The sequence below is a fragment of the Arthrobacter sp. 210 2 genome (assembly GCF_059093025.1).
This window is the reverse complement of record NZ_JBNHIE010000017.1, coordinates 1-17,480: the sequence shown is the minus strand read 5'-3', so window position 1 is coordinate 17,480 and position 17,480 is coordinate 1. Positions and strand designations below refer to the sequence as shown.

The following is a 17,480-nucleotide window of genomic DNA, read 5'->3' as shown; positions in this document are numbered from 1 at the left end:
CGGCCTCAGGGGGTCTGGACGGCGGCGACGACGGCGTCAATCACCGATTCCACCGGCACCTGTTCGGCCACCGCGTCAAAGTTGAGGATCAGCCGGTGGCGCAGGACCCGGTGGGCCAGTGCCTTGACGTCCTCGGGGAGGACATGGTCCCGGCCGTTCAGCAGGGCCACCGCGCGGGCGGCCTGGCTGAAGGCGATGCTGGCGCGCGGGCTGGCTCCGAATTCGATGAAGCCGGCCAGCCGTTGATCGATGTATTGGTGGGCGTTGCGGGTGACGAAGACCAGTCCCACGATGTAGTTGATGATGGACGGGTCGATGTAGATGCGGCGGACCACTTCCTGGACCCCGGTGACGGCATCCAGCGAGGCCGCTGCCGGGGGCGTCTGTTCAGCGGTGAAGACCCCCGCGTCGATGCGGCGGATGATTTCTGCTTCCTCGGCCGGCGACGGGTAGTCCAGCACGTCCTTGAGCATAAAGCGGTCCATCTGGGCTTCCGGGAGCTGGTAGGTGCCCTCCTGCTCGATGGGGTTCTGGGTGGCCAGCACCAGGAACGGTGAGGGGAGCCGGTAGTCCTGGCCGCCGATGGACGTCTGCCGCTCCTGCATCGCCTCCAGCATGGCGCTCTGGGTCTTGGCGCTGGAGCGGTTGATCTCGTCCAGCAGCACGATGTTGGCGTGGACCGGGCCCAGCTGCGTGACGAAGGTTCCGTTGGCAGCGTCATAGATCTGGGTGCCCACGATGTCGCTCGGCAACAGGTCCGGGGTGCACTGGATCCGGCGGAACTCCGCGCTGACCGCTTCAGCCACGGTTTGCGCCGCCGTGGTTTTGGCCAGGCCCGGAACGCTTTCCAGCAGGATGTGACCCCCGGTCAGCAGTCCCACCAGCAGCGATTCCCGAAGCCGGGCCTGGCCCACCACTTTGGCCTCGAAACTCCTGGAGATACTGGCCACCAGCTGTTGTGCCCGGGCCAGCTCCGCCGGTTCGATTCTCGCGGACGCGCTGGTCTGGAGCACTGTCATTCCCCCTGGTGAACTGTTGATGGCTGTGCCGGCCGGACGGCTGCACTCCGCCCGCCATCCTATCCAAGTCCCCGCCCCCGGGTCCGGCAATGGGGACCCCTCCCCATCCGGGGAATGCAGGTCTATCCTTTTGCCATGAGTGAGCTTCCAGCCAGCTACAAGGAGTTTCTCGCCGACAAAAGCGAGATGTTCATCAGCACCGTCAAGCCTGTCCTGCAGCAGTCCGCGGCAGACCGGCTTCACGGAGTCCGGGTTGTTTACAACCCCGGCTCCACCGGCCACCAGGCACACCTCGACGACAGCATTCCCTTCGGCGTGGTGGTTGAGGACATCGACTAGCCCCTGACCGCTCCGGACAGCGCAAAGGAGCCGCCGGCGCCCCTGGCCACGATGACGTACAGGGCCAGCACCGGCAGTGAATACAGGATGGAGAACGCGGCCAGCTGGCCGTAGGCCACTGCACCATGCTGTCCGAAGAAGCTGTAGATGGATACGGCTGCCGGCTGCCGTGCCTCTGACAGGAGCAGCACGAACGGCACGAAGAAGTTCCCCCAGGCCTGGATGAAGACGAAGATGAACACCACACCCAGGCCTTGGCGCATGAGCGGCAGGACAATGGTCCGCAAGGCTGTCATCCGCGACGCTCCGTCCACCCAGGCAGCTTCCTCCAGGGACAACGGAACGCCGTCCATGAAGTTCTTCGTCATCCAGATCGCCATGGGAAGGGTGGTGGTGGCCATGAAGAAAATAGTTGCCGGCATCGAATCCAGCAGTTCCAACTGCACGAACAGGCCGTAGACGGGCACCATGATGGCGGTGATGGGAAGGCACGTCCCGAAGAGGACGGCGTACAGGAACGGTGCGTTGAACCGCGACCGGTAGCGGGACAGCGGATAGGCAGCCAGCACCGCGGCCACCAGCGTCACCGCTCCGGTTCCGGCAGACAGCACCATGCTGTTCCACAACGGCTGAAGCAGCAGCTGCGGGGTCAGGACGGCTGCGAAGTTGTCCAGCCCGGGCTGCCGCGGCACTTTGGTTTCGTGGCCGGCCTCGGGGTCCAGGGAACCCAGGACAAGCCACAGCAGCGGCAGCAGGAAGCAGGCGCCCACCAGCAGCAGGGCCAGGTCGGCCGGGGCGGAGCCCCGGCCGAGGCGGGCCCGAAGCACCGGGACAGGGGCAGGCTGCCGTGTTCTGGCAGGGGCGGTCATGGCCGGGGCTCCCGGAGCAGTCGGATATAAGCTGCCCCAAACACGCCGCCGATGATGATGAGGACGGAGGCCACCGCGGTGCCGTAGCCGATGTCGCCGAATCTGAAGGCTTCCTGGTAGGCGAGAACGGGCAAGGTGGTGCTGGCATTGGCGGGTCCGCCGGCCGTCATCACCCAGATCAGCGTGAACACGGCCAGCGTCTGCAGCGTGATGAGCATGAGATTGGTGGTGATGCTGCCCCGGATCATGGGAAGCGTGATGAAAACCAGCCGCTGCCAGCCCCTGGCACCGTCCATCTGGGCGGCTTCGGTCACCTCGGCGGGAACGTCGTTCAGGGCCGCCCGGTATACCAGCATGGAAAAGGCGGTGCCGCGCCACACGTTGGCCAACATGATGGCCACCATTGGATACGCGTACAGCCAGTCCGCCTGGGCAAGGCCCAGTCCGCCCAGCAGCTGGTTCAGGGTTCCGTCCCTGCTGAAGTAGGCGTAGGCGGCGAAGGCGGCCACGATTTCCGGAAGGACCCAGGCGGCCACCACGGCGGTCCCAACCAGGGAGGATAGTGCCGGGCGGGCCCGCCGCATCAGCACGGCGATGGCCAGGCCCAGCAGGTTCTGGCCCAGCACCGCGGAACCTCCCACGAACAGGACCGTGAGCGCCAGCGAGAGCGGAAAGGCGGGGTCCGCCAGCAGCCGCTGATAATTCTCCAGCCCCACCCACTCGGGATTCCTGGCGCTGCGGCCGGTCAGCCCGGCGTTGGTGAGCGACGCCTGGAAAGCCCAAAGCACGGGTCCGGCGAGGAACACCAGCAGGAGCAGGATGGCAGGGAGGACCGGCAGGTAGCGGAGCCACTGCCGTATCCGGTGGCTAACGGGCACAGGCTACTTCCGGACGGTCTTGTCGCCGCCCACAATGTCCGTTACCGCTGCGTCGTAGTCCGCCGCCGCCTGCTCCGGGGTCCTGCTGCCGGTAATCACGGCTTCGGTTGCCTCCTGGACAGCCGCCGAGATCCGGGGATAGTCGGACGTTGCCGGACGGTAGCGGGTTACGGAAACAAGGTCAGAGACGTCCTTCACGAACGGGTTGGCATCCTGGTAGCCGGAATCCGCCGCCACATCCGACCGGACAGCGATCTGCGAGCTTTCCACGGTGAACGCGAGGGAGTTCTTCTCGTTGAGCGCAGTGGTGAGGAATTTGAATGCCAGGTCAGGTTCTTTGGTTCCGGCACCCACTGCCAGGGTCCAGCCGCCGGACATGCTGACGGCGCCGGGCGCCTGGCCATCCCGGGTGGGGAACGGGGCCACGCCCATGTCCTGTTCGTACCCGGGCCATTCGTAGCTTCCGCCCTCCTGCCAGAACGACGGCGCGTAGGAGCCTTCCACGGTGGCGCCCAGCTTCCCGTTGGGGAACCACTCGCCGAACACCTTTTTCCAGACGTTGGCGTCCAGGGCCTCAGCCGGCGACACTGCGAGTTTCTCGTCGTACAGGGTTTTGAGGAAGGCCAGGGAGTCTGTGAAGCCGGCCGAGCCCACCACCCATTTCTTCGATTCCTCGTCGTAGAGGCTGGAGCCGGTGCCGTAGAGCAGTCCGTAGAAGCCCTGCATAACGGTCCCCTCGCCGGTGCCCTTGCCGGCGTACATGTTGAACGGGATCACGGAGGGGTCGTTGGCTTTGATCTTCCGGGCGGCGTCCAGGATGTCCTGCCAGCTGCGCGGCTGCCAGGGGTCGCTGATGCCGGCGGCTGCCAGGACTTTTTTGTTGTACCAGATGGCCCGCGTGTCGGTGCCCAGCGGCACTGCGTAGGTGCCGCCGTCGTCCGCCTTTCCTGCGGCCTTGGCGGCGTCGTTGAACGTGTCCCAATCCGCCCAGCCGTCAAGATGGCTGTCCAGCTTCAACAGGTAGCCGGCGTCGACGTCGGAGCGGACCTTGAAGGTGTCCTCGTAGAACACGTCCGGCGCGGTGGACGGCGAGCGCAGGGCGAGGGCCAGTTTGGTGCCGTAGTCGTCGTCGTTGCCCTGGATGGGCTGCAGCTCGACGGTGACCCCTTGGTTCGCCGCTTCGAACTCCTGCTTCGCGGCCTGGAACATGGTGTCCAGGGCCGTGAAGGAATCCGTCTTCTGGTAGACCACCTTCAACGTCCTGGACTCTTCGGCGGCCGGACTGCCCGGGGTGCAGGCCGTCAGGGCAACCAGCGCGGAGGCGATCAGGGACATTGTCTTCAGGGCCCGGCGACGCATGGTGCTCCATTCGGTCTAAAGCTGCGGACCCCTTTGTCAGCGGGCCCCAGCCGCGGCAATATGCACATGCTAGATGGGCGGGGTGCCGCAAGCAAGGCGCCCGCGAAATGCGTCCTGTCAGCTCTCCAGCAGGAGCCGCTGGGCGCGGGGCGCAAGCGTGTGCTCCAGGACCAGCGACGCCGCACCAATGGCGCCCACGTCCTCCCCTACACCCGTGCCAACAACCTGGATGGGGTGGATCAACCGCGCCGCACTGTTGGCATCCAGCAGCGGAGGCACCTTTTCGAGGAAACGCTCCGCCATGCCGCTCCAGAACGGCCCGCCGAAAACCACCCGCTCGACGTCGAGCGTATTAGTGACCACCGATACCGCCCGGGCAACCAGCACGGCGGACTTGTCGATGATGGCGGCAGCACGTTCGTCTCCGCCGTCCGCCAGTTCGCACAGCCTGGCGAAGCTTTGCTGGATCTCGGCGCCGCTGTTGCCCGAACGCGAGCCGTCCAGGATGCCCGCCGCTTCCGCTTCGGCCACCAGCACCTTGGGAATGCAGGAGGATTTCACGCAGCCCCGCTGCCCGCAGTCGCACAGGGGTCCGTCCGGGTCCACCACAATATGCCCGATTTCGCCCGCGTTGCCGGACGTTCCGCGCACCACCTCGTCATTGAGGACAATGCCGCAGCCGATGCCGGTCCCCATGTACATAAACACGAAGCTGCCGGCGCCGCTGGGGCCGCCGGCCCAGGTTTCAGCGACGGCGGCGCTGGTGACGTCCTTGTCCATCAGCACCGAATAGCCCGTTGCCTCGGACAACGCATTGCGCAGTTCCACGCGGTCCCAGCCCGGAAGCAGCGGCGGATCCACCACCGTGCCGTTGTCCAGGTCGATGGGGCCCGGGGCTGCAACACCCACGCCCGCAATCCTGTCCCGGTCCACGTCCGAGTCCGCGACGATCTGTGAGATCCCGGCGGCGATGGTGCTGATGATGACGGAAGGATCGTTGCCGCCGGGAGTCTTGATCCGGGAATGCCGGACCACCGCTCCCACGAGGTCCAGGACCACGAAGGTGCTCACGGCGGGGTCGAGGTGGACGCCCACGGCGTACATGCCGCCGGGGTTCAGGCGCAGAATGGTGCGTGGTTTTCCGGGGCCGCTGCCTTCCTTCCCGGCTTCGACGATGAGGTTCTGGTCGAGGAGGCGGCGGGATATGTTCGAGATAGTCTGGGGCGACAGGCCCACGATCTGTGCGAGTTCCACACGGCTCAGGCCGCCCGAGGACCGGCGGATGGCGTCGAGGATGACTGTGAGGTTGAAGTCCCCCATCCTGGGCAGGTTGGTTCCGCGCCTCGGTGAGGATTGGCGGATCTCAGTCACAGTGTCCCCTAAAGATCTTCGGCCACGTGGTTGTGGTGCTGCTTGAATCGTACGTTAAGCGTGGGCACAGACCCATAGGCGGGACCGTGGCGTGGCATACCTTGTGGATACCTTTACCGAACACTGCGCCGGACGCTCCGGGTCACCGTGAACTTGGGGTTTTGGCCCTTGATGGCGGTGGGGCCCACGTACCGCTCCAGTGCCGGCAGGTAAGGCAAGTGGCGGTTATAGACCGTCCACAATTCCCCGCCCGGCGTCAACACCCGGCCTGCGGCTTCGATCATTTTCAGCCCCGCGCCCGCATGCACGCCCGCACCCACGTGGAAGGGCGGATTGAGCAGCACGAGATCCGCACTGCCTGCCTCCATGGTGCTCAGCGCGTCATCCTGGAGGCCGCCGATCCGGCTTTCCAGTCCGTTGGCGCGGGCCGTTGCCAGCGCGGAGGCCACTGCCGCAGCCGACTGGTCCGTGGCCGTCACCCGCGATTCCGGATAGTGCCTGGCATACATCGCTGCGAGGATTCCGGTGCCGCAGCCCAGGTCGATGGCGTGGCGGGCGGGCTTCATCGACGGCAGGAACGTCAGCAGGAACCTGGTGCCGATGTCCAGCTTTGGGCCGGCGAAGACCGCTCCGTGGGCCGCCACGTCAAGGTCCAGCTCAGCGAGGTGTTCGACGACGGGAAACCGGTCCGGCGCGGGTGTCGCCTTGGCGCCCGTGGCCAGGATAACGCGGGACTTCTGCCGGGCGAGCTGGGGCTGGACGGTATGGAAGTACCGTTCCAGGACGGCATTCATGCCCAGGGACATGTGTTTCACCCGGCCGCCCGCCAGCAGCACCACGCCGGCGGGCGCATACCGGGCGACGGCCCCCGCAATCTGCTCCAGCTCGGCCAGGGTCTTGGGCAGCTGCAGGAGCACAGTCTGGGCACCTGCCACAAGTTCTGGACCGAGCGGCACGTGCTGGAAGCCGGCCGGCTCAGTCGTGCCGTTCCCAGCCCCTGGGGCGATCCCCGTGCCGGCAGCCCGCAGTTCTTCCGCATTAAGGCGCAGGGCCCGTTCGCCGGTGACCAGGTCCTGGTGCACGAGGACGGCGGCGGGGTCGAGCACAGCCAGCGCGCCCAGGGTCAGGGCGCCGTAGCGGTCGCCAATGACAGCCACCGTGCTGCCTGCCTCCACATGGTCCGCAGCCGTTTCAAGGAGCAGCCGGTCGGTGGCATCCCACGCCTGGAGGTTGGGCGCCTCCACGTCGGGCCGCCGCCGAAGGATCCCAAAGACGTCCTCAAGCCTGTCTAATGCCACGTAATGCCTGCCGCTTTCTTCTGTCCCGAATGCTCCCGCGCTGCCTGGCGCGTTCCCGCGGCGGGTCAGCCCCACGTTACCGTTTCCACGGCGGGAGCCAGTCCGGGCAGCTTCAGGATTGCGGCAACGGCCGCCCGGCCGGCCCGGTTGGCCCCGATGGTGGACGACGACGGGCCGTAACCTACCAGGTGCACGCGCGGTTCGGCTGCCACCTGCGTTCCGTCCATCACGATGCCGCCGCCGGGCCCCCGCAGGTGAAGCGGGGCAAGATGTTCCAGCTCGGCCCGGAAGCCTGTGGCCCACAGGATGACATCCGCCTTCAGGAGGTTCCCGTCCGGGAGCCGGACGCCGTCCGGCTCAATGGCGGTGAACATGGGCTGCCGGTCCAGGGCTCCTCGTGCCGCCGCCGTGCGGAGTGCCGGCGTCCAGATCAGCCCTGTTACCGACACCACACTCTGCGGCGGCAGTCCCTGGCGCACCCGCTCTTCCACGAGTGCCACCGCATCGTGGCCCGCGCGGGAGTCGAACTCCGCGTCGCGCCACACCGGTTCCCGGCGGGTGAACCAACTGGTGGAGGTGACCTGCGAGATTTCGTCCAGCAGCCCGACAGCGGAGATCCCACCGCCCACCACGATGACGTGCTTGCCGGGGAACTCTTCGGCTGCAACATAGTCGGCCACGTGCAGTTGCCTGCCCCGGAAGGTGGACTGGCCCGGGTAGATGGGCCAGAACGGCCGCGTCCAGGTCCCGGTGGCGTTGATGACTGCCCTGGCTGTCCAATCCCCGCGTGATGTGTCGAGCCGCAGCCTGCCGGCCGGATCATCGTCTTCCCGGCTCACCGCCCGCACTTTGACCGGGCGCTGGACGGACAGGCCCAGTTCCTCCTCGTACTCCCGGAAATAGCGGGTGAGGAACTCCGAACTGGGCTCCCTGGGATCGACGGCGGGCTTCGCAATTCCGGGAAGATCACTGATGCCGTTCACAGTGGCCATGCGCAGGCTCTTCCAGCGGTGCCGCCACGCACCCCCCGGTCCTTCTTCGGCGTCGAACATTACATAGCTGACGCCGCGGCGCTGAAGGTGGTAGGCGGCCGACAGGCCCGCCTGGCCCGCACCAATGACGGCAACATCGGTTTGGACGGCAGTCACTCCCCCATGATAGCGGCGCCCCTTCCGGGGGCACCTGCCGGACGAGGCACGGGGACTTGGACGGAACCTTTGGCAAAAATTTACAGGGCGCTCCCTGACAGCGCGGCGCGCCGGCTTTAGGGTAGGCCCATGGAACCGGCCCGGGAGGGCATCGGAAGCAGGCCCTCCCCGCGGGCGGCCTCAGCGGAAGAAAGGCACCACCATGACCACAGACCGCGGCGCAGCCGCCCGGCTCGCCACAGCCCTGGGGATTGTCCTGGGAACCGAACAGATACCGCTTCGCCTGCGTGCCTGGGACGGCTCGGAAGCCGGCCCGCCGGAAGCGCCGGTCCTGGAATTCCGCTCCCGCCGCGCGCTGCGGCGGATTCTGTGGTCTCCGGGCCAACTGGGACTGAGCAGGGCGTATGTTGCCGGCGAAATTGATGCGCCCGGCGATATCTTCGAGGCGTTTTCTGCCTTGAGCTCCGCCGGCAAATTCGCGGAGCCGGGTCCCTTCCGTCCCCCCACAGCGGCTGAGCTCTGGACCTTGGTTCGCACTGCCATTCGGCTGGGAGCCGTGGGACCCAATCCGGCGCCGCCGCCGGAGGAGTCGCGGATCGCCAGGAAGGGGAGGCTGCACTCGCGCCGCCGGGACTCCGCTGCGATCTCGCACCATTACGACGTCGGCAATGACTTTTATGGCCTCGTCCTGGGGCCGTCGATGGTTTACTCCTGCGCGGTGTGGCCCGAAGACGCCGACGAAGGACAGGGCGCGGGTTCGGGCGCCAGGTTGGTGGAGGGGCTCGATGCCGCGCAGGAAGCGAAGCTGGACCTGGTTTGCCGCAAGCTCGGGCTCAAGCCGGGGATGCGTGTGCTGGACGTGGGCTGCGGCTGGGGCAGCTTCGCCCTCCACGCGGCAGGAAAGTACGGGGCCACGGTGGTGGGTGTGACGCTCTCCTCCGAGCAGGCGAACCTTGCACGCAAGCGGGCAGCCGAAGCGGGGCTCACCGAAAAGGTGGACATCCGGGTGCAGGATTACCGGGACGTCACGGATGGGCCCTTCGATGCCATCAGTTCCATCGGGATGTCCGAGCATGTGGGGCGGGAGCAGACCCCAGGATATGCTTCGGCCTTGTTCGCGCTGCTCCGCCCGGGCGGCCGCCTGCTCAACCATGCCATCTCCTGGAATGCCGGGCCCACCAGTCCTGATCCGGATTCGTTCATCCCCCGGTATGTCTTTCCGGACGGCGAGATGATCAGCCTGGGCGAGATGGTCACGGCGCTGGAAGGGGCCGGCTTCGAGATCCTTGACGTCGAGGCGCTGAGGCGGCACTATGCGCTCACTTTGCGTGCTTGGGTCAAACGGCTGGAGGACAGCTGGAAGCAGGCCGCCAAACTGTCCGGGCTGGGCCGTGCACGTGTGTGGCGGCTGTACATGGCATCCAGTGCCATCGGTTTTGAAAACGGCCTGACGGGTGTCAACCAGGTTCTGGTCCAGCGCCCGGGCGGGGAAGAGCCTCCTCTGCGCCGTACCGCCTGGCTCTGACGGGAGCCCCACTGGCTTAAACAGAAGAGGAACCATCCTGGTGGATGGTTCCTCTTCTGTTCTCCTGACAGAGAAGTCTGGTGGAGCTGAGGGGACTCGAACCCCTGACCCCCTGCATGCCATGCAGGTGCGCTACCAGCTGCGCCACAGCCCCGAACTTTCGCTGTTCCGGGCGATTCCCCCGGAGCAACCTGATCAGCTTAATGCACTTTTGCCCGATGCGCCAATCGGGGGAATGTGAAGCCTTTTGGCGGATATTTGAAGCGTACGCCTCCGGCGGGCTGAGTCCCAGCGGCGTCAGCGGGGGTTACACCGGAGCCAGCGGGGCAAACAAAAAATCCGCCGGAATCAAATGATTCCGGCGGATTATCCGGTGGAGCTGAGGGGACTCGAACCCCTGACCCCCTGCATGCCATGCAGGTGCGCTACCAGCTGCGCCACAGCCCCGAATTATTGCTGCTCCCAAGAGCTTTCTTCCGGGCTTCCCCGAAGCAACTCAAATATCTTAGAACAGCAATTCCGAAAATTCCAAATCGGGAATATTCGGTGTGTTTCCGCGGATCTACTCGGTCTCGGAGGCGGCCGTGGCCTTGGCCGAGGCGTCGTCACCCAGCTGGAGGTCCACCACGGGGCAGTCCTTCCAGAGGCGTTCCAGGGCGTAAAACACGCGGTCTTCTTCATGCTGGACGTGGATGACCAGGTCCGAGTAGTCCAGCAGGACCCAGCGGCCACCGGAGCGGCCTTCGCGGCGCACCGGACGCAGGTCCTGCTTGGCCAGCTCCTCCTCAATGCCGTCCACAATTGCATTGACCTGGCGTTCGCTTGGCGCGGATGCGATGAGGAAGACGTCGGCCAGCGCCAGGCGCTCACTGACGTCCAAGGCAACGATGTCCTGGGCGATCTTGTCCGCGGCGGCCTTGGCGGCAGTGCGGGCTATGGTGATGGATGAATCTGATGCAGTCACGGGACTCCTTGTTAATTTAAAAAGTATTGGTGCTGACCGGTCAGCTGGACATGCCGCTGATGATCAGGAAAATGCCTGAGATGAGCGCCACGAGGCCGAACAGCAGGATGCAGAGCTGCAGGATCCGGTTCCGCTTGGCCCGAGCAAGCCCGGCGGTGGCCGCATCCAAAGGATCGAGTCCGTAGGCCGAGCTGGCCGGAACCCTGGGCAGATCCTCCACCAGGCCCCCTGACGGGTTCTCGGGAAAGACCACCGGTTTGGGGCGGGTGGCTGCCCTGGCAGCAGCTTCCGCCCGGGCGATAACCTGCGAACGGCCCGATGCGGCGTCTGCCGCGGCAGCGTTCGGGCGGCTGGCGGGGCGCCGCTTGCCGGCACCTCCCGGCTGGGCCTTAATTCCCGGCTGGGCTTTTGTATCGGGCTGGACCTTTGAACCCGGCCGTGTGGTGACGGGGACATGGGAGGTTGCCGGCGGTTTCATGACCGGGCGGTCGACGCCCGGCACCTGCACAAACTCCAACGGGGTCACCATGGCCAGGTTGTTGGCCGTCGAAGGCGCGGGCCGGTCCTTGGTTCCGGGTTCCCTGCCGGGTGCCGCAGGTGTTCCTGCCTGTTCGGCCAGCTTCTGCTTGGCCAGGGCCCTGCGGTTCATGACGGCGGCACGTTCGGCCAAGGCAATCTGTTCCGCCAGGATGTCCGGATCGACCGCTTCCGGATCGAGGGAAGCGATGTGCTCCATCTTGGCGATTTGGTTCTTTGCCTGCTCGGCGATGAGTGCCCGCGCCTGCAATGCCTGTTCAACAGTCATCCCGTCGGGGACCCCGGAACGGGACCCGGATGTGGCATTGGCTGTAGCGGCGGTGCTCTTGGCGGTGGGACCGGCAGTTTTCGCGGCCGGCTTCTTTTCCGCTGCCGCGGGAGTGGACTGCGAGGATCCGGTGGCCAAGGGTCCGGCAGCCGGACCGTTTTGTGCCGTACCGGCCTGTACCGATGTACCGGCCTGCGCCGATGAACCAGCCTGGACTGAGGGACCGCCTGCGGGCGGCACGATGGGGTTGGCCGCGGTCAGCGCCTGTTCCTTGAGCTGCTGAAGCCTGAGCTGGCGCCGGGTAGGGGCACCGCCGGTGGCGAGCTGGCCTTCTTTTTCTTCCAGCTCCTTGATGGTGCGCAGTGCTGCACGGTCCCGCGCGCGGATCTGTGACGACCGCTGGGTGTGGGTCTGCTCCGGGGAGGGACTGGAGCCGCGGCCCGGCTGCCCGGCGGCCGGTTGGCCTGCCGCGCCAGGGGTGGCAGGCTGCTTTGCGGCCGGCTGCGGTGCGCCCGCCTGCGGTTGTGGGGCCTGCGGTTGTGGGGCCTCCGGTTTATGGGCAGGGGGAAGCTGGTCCGTGCCTGTGGACACGGACGCCTGCTGGGCATCCCTGGCCTTCCGGAGTTCCCGGCGGCTGCGGATGGGGGGCTGTTCCTGACTCATTGAGAACTCATTCAGTACTGGCTGGTTCACGTGCTTCGGAAGTAAACTCATTCCCGCTCGCCGGCGCATGGGCATAGAGACCGTACTTGGCGATGTACTGGACCACGCCGTCCGGCACCAGATACCAGACGGGGTTGTTCGCTGCAACGCGGGTCCGGCAATCCGTTGACGAGATCGCCATGGCCGGAACCTCGAGGAGGCTGACGTCGTCCCGTCCCATGCCGTCCAGGACATGGCCGGGCCGCGTCACACCCACGAAATGGGCCAGCGACCACAGTTCATCGATGTCCTTCCACGACAGGATCTGCGCCAGCGCGTCAGCCCCCGTGATAAAGAACAGGTCGGCGTCCGGGCGCTGCGCCCGCAGGTCACGCAACGTGTCAATGGTGTACGTGGGGCCGGGCCGTTCGATGTCCACCCGGCTCACGGTGAACCGCGGATTGGAGGCGGTGGCGATGACGGTCATAAGGTACCGGTGCTCGGGCTCGCTGACCTGTTTGTGGGACTTCTGCCACGGCTGGCCGGTTGGGACGAAAACCACTTCGTCCAAATCAAACTCGGCAGCCACTTCACTGGCTGCGACCAGGTGGCCGTGATGGATGGGATCAAACGTCCCACCCATCACGCCCAGCCGAAGCCTGCCGTTGGCACCACTGTGGTGCAGAACGCGGGAAATGTTAGTGGCCCTGCCCGTGATCGTGCTTGTTGGGGTGCTGGCGGTGCGGGTCCGCGTGCTCCTCAGTGGCAGCGTGGCGGTTGCCCAGGTTGGAGTAGGACAGGGTGACGAACATCAGCACCAGCAGGATGGCGAAAATGACGATGCCGAAGACCCACGGCTCAGCCCACAGCGGCGCGAGTTCGTGTTCTTCGCCTTCGGCGATGGTCGTGGCGATCTGCTGGAACAGCATTTTCTCCCCTAGGGTTCAAAGGTTTATGGCAGCGGAAGTTCCCGCTGCTTTCTGGCGTTCGGTCTATGTTACCGCGTTGCTACCCGCGGACCTGGCCCTCGCCCTGCACGATCCACTTGGTGGTGGTGAGTTCGGTCAGCCCCATGGGGCCGCGGGCGTGCAGCTTCTGCGTGGAAATGCCCACCTCGGCACCCAGGCCCAGTTCGCCGCCGTCGGTAAAGCGGGTCGATGCATTGACGATGACAGCCGCGGAATCCACTTCCGCGATGAACCGTTCGGCGTTGGAGAGGTCGTTGGTGAGGATGGCCTCGGTGTGGCCGGTGGACCAGGTGCGGATGTGCTGAACCGCTTCATCCAGGCTGTCCACCATGGCCACGGCCAGGTCAAGGTTCATGTACTCGGTGCCCCAGTCCTCGTCGGTGGCCGGTTCCGCCTCAATGGATGCGGGCAGGGCGGCGCGGATGCGGTCATCGGCGTGCAGCCGGACGCCGGCCTTGCTCAGGGCTGCGGCAACGGCCGGCAGGACAGTGGATCCGGAGTGGACCAGAAGGGTCTCCACCGTGTTGCAGACACTGGGCCGCTGGGTCTTGGCGTTGAGCAGGATCTCAACGGCCATCTCCTCATTCGCCGATTCGTCGATGAAGATATGGACGTTGCCCTCCCCCGTCTCGATGACGGGCACGGCGGAATTGGTGACCACTGTCTGGATGAGGTCGCGGCCGCCGCGGGGAATCAGCACATCAACCCTGCCGCGGGCGCGCATGAGCACATTCGCGCCGGCCCTGCCGTACTGGTCCACGGTCTGCACGGCGTCGGCAGGCAGTCCCACGGACTCCAGCGCTTCGCGCAACACCCGGACAAGTACTTCGTTCGTGGCCTCAGCCGCGCTGCCGCCGCGCAGGATCACGGCATTGCCGCTCTTGAGTGCCAGCCCGGCGATGTCCACCGTGACGTTGGGGCGCGCTTCGTAGATGGCGGCCACCACGCCCATGGGAACGTTGACCTGGCGCAGGCGCAGGCCATTGGGGAGGGTCTGGCCGCGGACCACGTTGCCCACGGGGTCGGGCAGGTTGGCAAGGTTTTCCAACGCAGCCACCAGCCCGGCGATGCGGGCCTCCGTGAGCGTGAGCCTGTCCAGCATGGCGGCGGAGGTTCCGTTGGCTTTTCCGGCAGCTACGTCCTTGGCGTTGGCAGCAAGGATGGCCTGCGTGTTCTCCTGCAGGGCATCTCCCACGGCGCGCAGGGCGCGGTCCTTCCAGGACCGGTTGGCCATGGCGATCCGGCGGGCAGCCTGGCGGGAACGGTCGGCGATGGCGTGGACTGCGGTTTCGACGTCGGCATCGGACAGCGGGACGTCAGCTGATACCGGCACTGCTGCGGGGGCTGGCTGCTGCGCCTCGGGCGCGGCAGCAGTGTCTCCGGAGGTGTGAGCAGTTGTGTGGATCAGGGCCTCAGTCATGTTTCAAGTTTAGGCGAGGGTGGAGCTCAGACCAGCACCAGGTCATCAACATGAACAACTTCACGGTCATAACCGCTGCCGAGTTCCTCGCCAAGGTCCCGGGTGGACCGGCCCAGCATGCGGGGCAGCTCCTCCGAGGAGTAGTTCACGAGGCCGCGGGCAATTACGGTGCCGTCGGAACTGACGATCTCGACGGCGTCGCCCGCCTCGAAGTCGCCGTGCACGGCGGAGATGCCTGCCGGCAGCAAGGACGTCCGGTGGTGCCGCACGGCCTTAACCGCACCATCGTCGAGGACCAGGCGGCCCTGGACCGAGGCGACATGCGCCAGCCAGAGGAGGCGGACGGGCTTCCGGGCCCCGTTGACGGCGAACCAGGTGCCCACGTCCTCGCCGTTGAGTGCAGCTGCCGCGTTGGGCGTGGAGGTGACGACGGCATGGATGCCCGAGCCTGCGGCCATGGTGGCGGCTTCGACCTTCGTGAGCATTCCGCCGGTGCCGACGCCCGCCTTGCCGGTTTTTCCGATGGACACGCCCTCCAGGTCGTGGGCGCCCTCAACCAGGGGGATCCGTTTCGCGCCCTGGGAAGGCGGACCGTCGTAGAGGGAGTCGACGTCGGACAGCAGCACCAGCGCATCGGCCCGCACCAGGTGGGCCACCAGTGCCGCGAGCCGGTCATTGTCGCCAAAACGGATCTCGTGCGTGGCTACCGTATCGTTTTCGTTCACGACGGGGACGACGCCGAGGTTCAGCAGCCGGTCCAGGGCACGGAAGGCGTTGGTGTGCTGGCTGCGCCGCATCAGGTCCTCGGCCGTGAGGAGCACCTGGCTGACCGTCACGCCGTGGGCGCCGAAGGCGTGGGTGTAGCGCGCCATCAGCAGGCCCTGCCCCACACTGGCCGCCGCCTGCTGGGTGGCCAGGTCGCGGGGCCGCTTGGCCAGGCCCAAAGGTGCCAGGCCCGCGGCGATGGCGCCGGAGGAGACCAGGATGATCTCCGTTCCGGTGTTGCGCTTGGCCGCCAGGGCGTCCGCCAGGGCGGTCAGGGATTCCTCCGAGATGCCGCCCTTGATGCTGGTCAGTGACGATGAGCCCACCTTCACCACGATCCGGCGCGCGTTGGCGAGCACACTCCGGTCCACGGACCGCAGGGTGGGATCCGTGGCGACCGCCCTAGAGGTCATCGTCCGCTTCCAGTCCGCTCTCCTTCAGGGGCTTGGCCACACGCCGTCCGCTGACGGACTCGGTCCAGATGCCGGCCTTCCGCTCTGCCTCGAGTTCGGCGCGGGCTGCTGCCTTGGCGTCCCGGCGCTCCTGCTGTTCTTCGCGCTTCTGGCTGCGGGTGGGCCGGTCGCCGATATCGGCGAAACGGACATCGGTTCCGCGGGGTGACGCCAGCAGTTCGGCGCCGGCCATCATGGTGGGCTCCCAGTCGAAGACGACGCCGTCGTCCTCGCCGATCACCACGGTGTCGCCGGGCTTTGCGCCCTGCTTGAACAGTTCGGTCTCCACGCCGAGCTTGGCCAGCCGGTCGGCCAGGTAGCCGATGGCTTCCTCATTGGTGAAGTCGGTCTGCTTGACCCAGCGCACGGGCTTTTCGCCGAGGACGCGGAACAGCGGCTCGAGGCCCTTTTCCTCACGGCGGATACGGAACCCGGACTCGTTGACGGCGCGGGGCCGCAGAACGGCCGGCTGCACCTTGGGCGGGGCGGCCGCCACGGCGTCGCGGGCTGCCTGGACGATCTCGGCCATGGCGAACCCCAGCTGGCGCAGGCCTTCGTGGCTGGTGGCGGACACTTCGAAGACGCGGTAGCCGCGGGATTCCAGTTCAGGACGGACGAAGTCGGCCATGTCCTTGCCGTCAGGCAGGTCCACTTTGTTCAGCGCCACCAGGCGGGGGCGGTGGTTCAGGGGGACCACTTCGCCGTCCTGGCCTGCGTAGCTCATATCCACGGCGTACTTTTCCAGCTCGGCCTCAATGATGGCCAGGTCCGAAAGCGGGTCGCGGTCCGATTCCAGGGTTCCGCAGTCCAGGACGTGGACCAGCGCGGCGCAGCGCTCCACGTGGCGCAGGAAGTGGTGGCCCAGGCCCTTGCCCTCGCTGGCACCCTCGATCAGTCCGGGGACGTCGGCGATGGTGAAGCGGACATCGCCCGCCTGGACAACGCCCAGGTTGGGAATGAGCGTGGTGAACGGGTAGTCCGCGATCTTGGGCCGGGCAGCCGACATCGCGGCGATGAGGCTTGACTTGCCGGCGGACGGGAAGCCCACCAGGGCGATGTCGGCAATGGACTTCAGTTCCAGGACAATGTCGCTGGATTCGCCTTCGATGCCCAGCAGGGCGAAGCCGGGGGCGCGGCGCTTCTGGGAGGACAGGGCAGCGTTGCCGAGTCCGCCGATCCCGCCGGCAGCGGCGACGTATTCGGCGCCTTCGCCGACGAGGTCCGCCAGGACCGTTCCGTCCTTGGACTTGACCACGGTGCCGTCGGGCACGGGCAGGATGAGGGTCTCACCGTTCTTCCCGCCGCGCCAGTCACCCATACCGGGGCCGCCGTTGGTGGCGTGCCGGTGGGGGGCGTGGTGGTAGTCAAGAAGGGTGGTGGTCTGGTGGTCCACGCGCAGGATGACGTCGCCGCCATTGCCGCCGTTGCCGCCGTCGGGACCGCCCAGGGGCTTGAACTTCTCGCGGTGGACGGAGACGCACCCGTGGCCGCCGCTACCGCCGGATACGTGCAGTACTACCCGGTCTACAAAGCTGGCCACGTGGATCTCCTCAGTGCTGTTTTTCGAGACGCCCCAAGGCGCCAAATCGATTGTAATGCGGTTAAAAGAACAGTGGAGGGGGACCCCAAGCCCCCTCCCCCGCCTGTAAAGCTCTTTT

At 66.5% G+C, this 17,480-nt stretch carries 16 protein-coding genes and 2 tRNA genes; 2 read left to right on the top strand and 16 right to left on the bottom strand.

Going from position 1 to position 17,480, the window contains the following annotated elements; genetic code table 11:
• Positions 1-5: 5 nt before the first annotated feature.
• A complete protein-coding gene (locus AC5RWA_RS21075) occupies positions 6-1,013 on the bottom strand; it encodes an AAA family ATPase (protein WP_494058938.1) in 1,008 nt (335 codons plus the stop codon).
• 141 nt (positions 1,014-1,154) lie between these two features.
• Here AC5RWA_RS21075 and AC5RWA_RS21070 point away from each other — a divergent pair, with 141 nt between their 5' ends.
• Positions 1,155-1,358 (top strand): hypothetical protein, encoded by a 204-nt coding sequence (locus AC5RWA_RS21070; RefSeq protein ID WP_066276588.1) that lies wholly within the window; start codon positions 1,155-1,157, stop codon positions 1,356-1,358.
• Here the strand turns inward: AC5RWA_RS21070 and AC5RWA_RS21065 are convergent.
• The 6 genes from AC5RWA_RS21065 to AC5RWA_RS21040 all read right to left on the bottom strand — a co-directional run bounded on the left by AC5RWA_RS21065 (position 1,355) and on the right by AC5RWA_RS21040 (position 8,281).
• Positions 1,355-2,227: a carbohydrate ABC transporter permease gene (locus AC5RWA_RS21065; protein WP_494058929.1), complete on the bottom strand. Its 873-nt coding sequence runs from the start codon at positions 2,225-2,227 to the stop codon at positions 1,355-1,357. The two genes, AC5RWA_RS21070 and AC5RWA_RS21065, sit on opposite strands and share 4 nt — an antisense overlap.
• Positions 2,224-3,105, bottom strand: coding sequence for a carbohydrate ABC transporter permease (locus tag AC5RWA_RS21060; RefSeq protein WP_494058928.1), 882 nt, complete (start codon positions 3,103-3,105; stop codon positions 2,224-2,226). Before AC5RWA_RS21060 ends, AC5RWA_RS21065 begins: the two co-directional genes overlap by 4 nt.
• A 3-nt stretch (positions 3,106-3,108) precedes the next feature.
• Positions 3,109-4,464, bottom strand: coding sequence for an extracellular solute-binding protein (locus AC5RWA_RS21055; RefSeq protein WP_494058927.1), 1,356 nt, complete (start codon positions 4,462-4,464; stop codon positions 3,109-3,111).
• A 117-nt stretch (positions 4,465-4,581) separates the two neighbouring features.
• Positions 4,582-5,784, bottom strand: a complete 1,203-nt coding sequence (locus AC5RWA_RS21050) for an ROK family transcriptional regulator (RefSeq protein ID WP_079596314.1) — start codon at positions 5,782-5,784, stop codon at positions 4,582-4,584.
• A 164-nt stretch (positions 5,785-5,948) separates the two neighbouring features.
• Entirely contained in the window at positions 5,949-7,133 is a 1,185-nt protein-coding gene (locus AC5RWA_RS21045; protein ID WP_494058926.1) for a class I SAM-dependent methyltransferase, read from the bottom strand.
• 65 nt (positions 7,134-7,198) lie between these two features.
• Positions 7,199-8,281, bottom strand: coding sequence for an FAD-dependent oxidoreductase (locus AC5RWA_RS21040; protein ID WP_494058925.1), 1,083 nt, complete (start codon positions 8,279-8,281; stop codon positions 7,199-7,201).
• 202 nt (positions 8,282-8,483) lie between these two features.
• On the opposite strand from AC5RWA_RS21040, the gene AC5RWA_RS21035 reads away from it, so the two are divergent.
• On the top strand, positions 8,484-9,806 hold the full coding sequence (locus AC5RWA_RS21035) for a class I SAM-dependent methyltransferase (protein ID WP_494058924.1): 1,323 nt from the start codon (positions 8,484-8,486) through the stop codon (positions 9,804-9,806).
• A gap of 78 nt (positions 9,807-9,884) precedes the next feature.
• Here the strand turns inward: AC5RWA_RS21035 and AC5RWA_RS21030 are convergent.
• From AC5RWA_RS21030 to obgE, 9 genes are all read right to left on the bottom strand, one after another.
• Positions 9,885-9,960: transfer RNA gene (locus tag AC5RWA_RS21030), tRNA-Ala, on the bottom strand.
• 220 nt (positions 9,961-10,180) lie between these two features.
• A tRNA-Ala gene (locus AC5RWA_RS21025) sits at positions 10,181-10,253 on the bottom strand.
• Positions 10,254-10,368: 115 nt separating this feature from the next.
• Positions 10,369-10,770, bottom strand: a complete 402-nt coding sequence (gene rsfS, locus AC5RWA_RS21020; protein WP_079596318.1) for a ribosome silencing factor — start codon at positions 10,768-10,770, stop codon at positions 10,369-10,371.
• Between the two features lie 40 nt (positions 10,771-10,810).
• Complete coding sequence (locus AC5RWA_RS21015) at positions 10,811-12,238, bottom strand: hypothetical protein (RefSeq protein ID WP_494058923.1); 1,428 nt, start codon at positions 12,236-12,238, stop codon at positions 10,811-10,813.
• 7 nt (positions 12,239-12,245) lie between these two features.
• The gene (gene nadD, locus AC5RWA_RS21010) at positions 12,246-12,914 is read right to left on the bottom strand and encodes a nicotinate-nucleotide adenylyltransferase (RefSeq protein WP_494058937.1); all 669 of its coding nucleotides are present in this window, start codon (positions 12,912-12,914) and stop codon (positions 12,246-12,248) included.
• A gap of 1 nt (position 12,915) precedes the next feature.
• Complete coding sequence (locus AC5RWA_RS21005; protein WP_079596321.1) at positions 12,916-13,146, bottom strand: hypothetical protein; 231 nt, start codon at positions 13,144-13,146, stop codon at positions 12,916-12,918.
• A 79-nt stretch (positions 13,147-13,225) separates the two neighbouring features.
• Positions 13,226-14,605 carry a glutamate-5-semialdehyde dehydrogenase gene (locus tag AC5RWA_RS21000; RefSeq protein ID WP_494058922.1) on the bottom strand — a complete coding sequence of 460 codons (1,380 nt, stop codon included), beginning with the start codon at positions 14,603-14,605 and terminating at the stop codon, positions 13,226-13,228.
• Positions 14,606-14,631: 26 nt separating this feature from the next.
• Positions 14,632-15,783 (bottom strand): glutamate 5-kinase, encoded by a 1,152-nt coding sequence (proB, locus tag AC5RWA_RS20995; RefSeq protein WP_494058921.1) that lies wholly within the window; start codon positions 15,781-15,783, stop codon positions 14,632-14,634.
• A complete protein-coding gene (gene obgE / locus AC5RWA_RS20990) occupies positions 15,773-17,362 on the bottom strand; it encodes a GTPase ObgE (protein WP_115525824.1) in 1,590 nt (529 codons plus the stop codon). Before obgE ends, proB begins: the two co-directional genes overlap by 11 nt.
• Positions 17,363-17,480 lie beyond the last annotated feature (118 nt).

Excerpts from the sequence above, each read along its gene's own strand:
- AC5RWA_RS21070 (WP_066276588.1), top strand. The coding sequence starts at position 1,155 with ATGAGTGAGCTTCCAGCCAGCTACAAGGAGTTTCTCGCCGACAAAAGC.
- AC5RWA_RS21065 (WP_494058929.1), bottom strand. The coding sequence starts at position 2,227 with ATGACCGCCCCTGCCAGAACACGGCAGCCTGCCCCTGTCCCGGTGCTT.
- AC5RWA_RS21055 (WP_494058927.1), bottom strand. The coding sequence starts at position 4,464 with ATGCGTCGCCGGGCCCTGAAGACAATGTCCCTGATCGCCTCCGCGCTG.
- AC5RWA_RS21050 (WP_079596314.1), bottom strand. The coding sequence starts at position 5,784 with ATGGGGGACTTCAACCTCACAGTCATCCTCGACGCCATCCGCCGGTCC.
- AC5RWA_RS21035 (WP_494058924.1), top strand. The coding sequence starts at position 8,484 with ATGACCACAGACCGCGGCGCAGCCGCCCGGCTCGCCACAGCCCTGGGG.
- AC5RWA_RS21015 (WP_494058923.1), bottom strand. The coding sequence starts at position 12,238 with ATGAGTCAGGAACAGCCCCCCATCCGCAGCCGCCGGGAACTCCGGAAG.
- AC5RWA_RS21005 (WP_079596321.1), bottom strand. The coding sequence starts at position 13,146 with ATGCTGTTCCAGCAGATCGCCACGACCATCGCCGAAGGCGAAGAACAC.
- AC5RWA_RS21000 (WP_494058922.1), bottom strand. The coding sequence starts at position 14,605 with ATGACTGAGGCCCTGATCCACACAACTGCTCACACCTCCGGAGACACT.
- proB (WP_494058921.1), bottom strand. The coding sequence starts at position 15,783 with ATGACCTCTAGGGCGGTCGCCACGGATCCCACCCTGCGGTCCGTGGAC.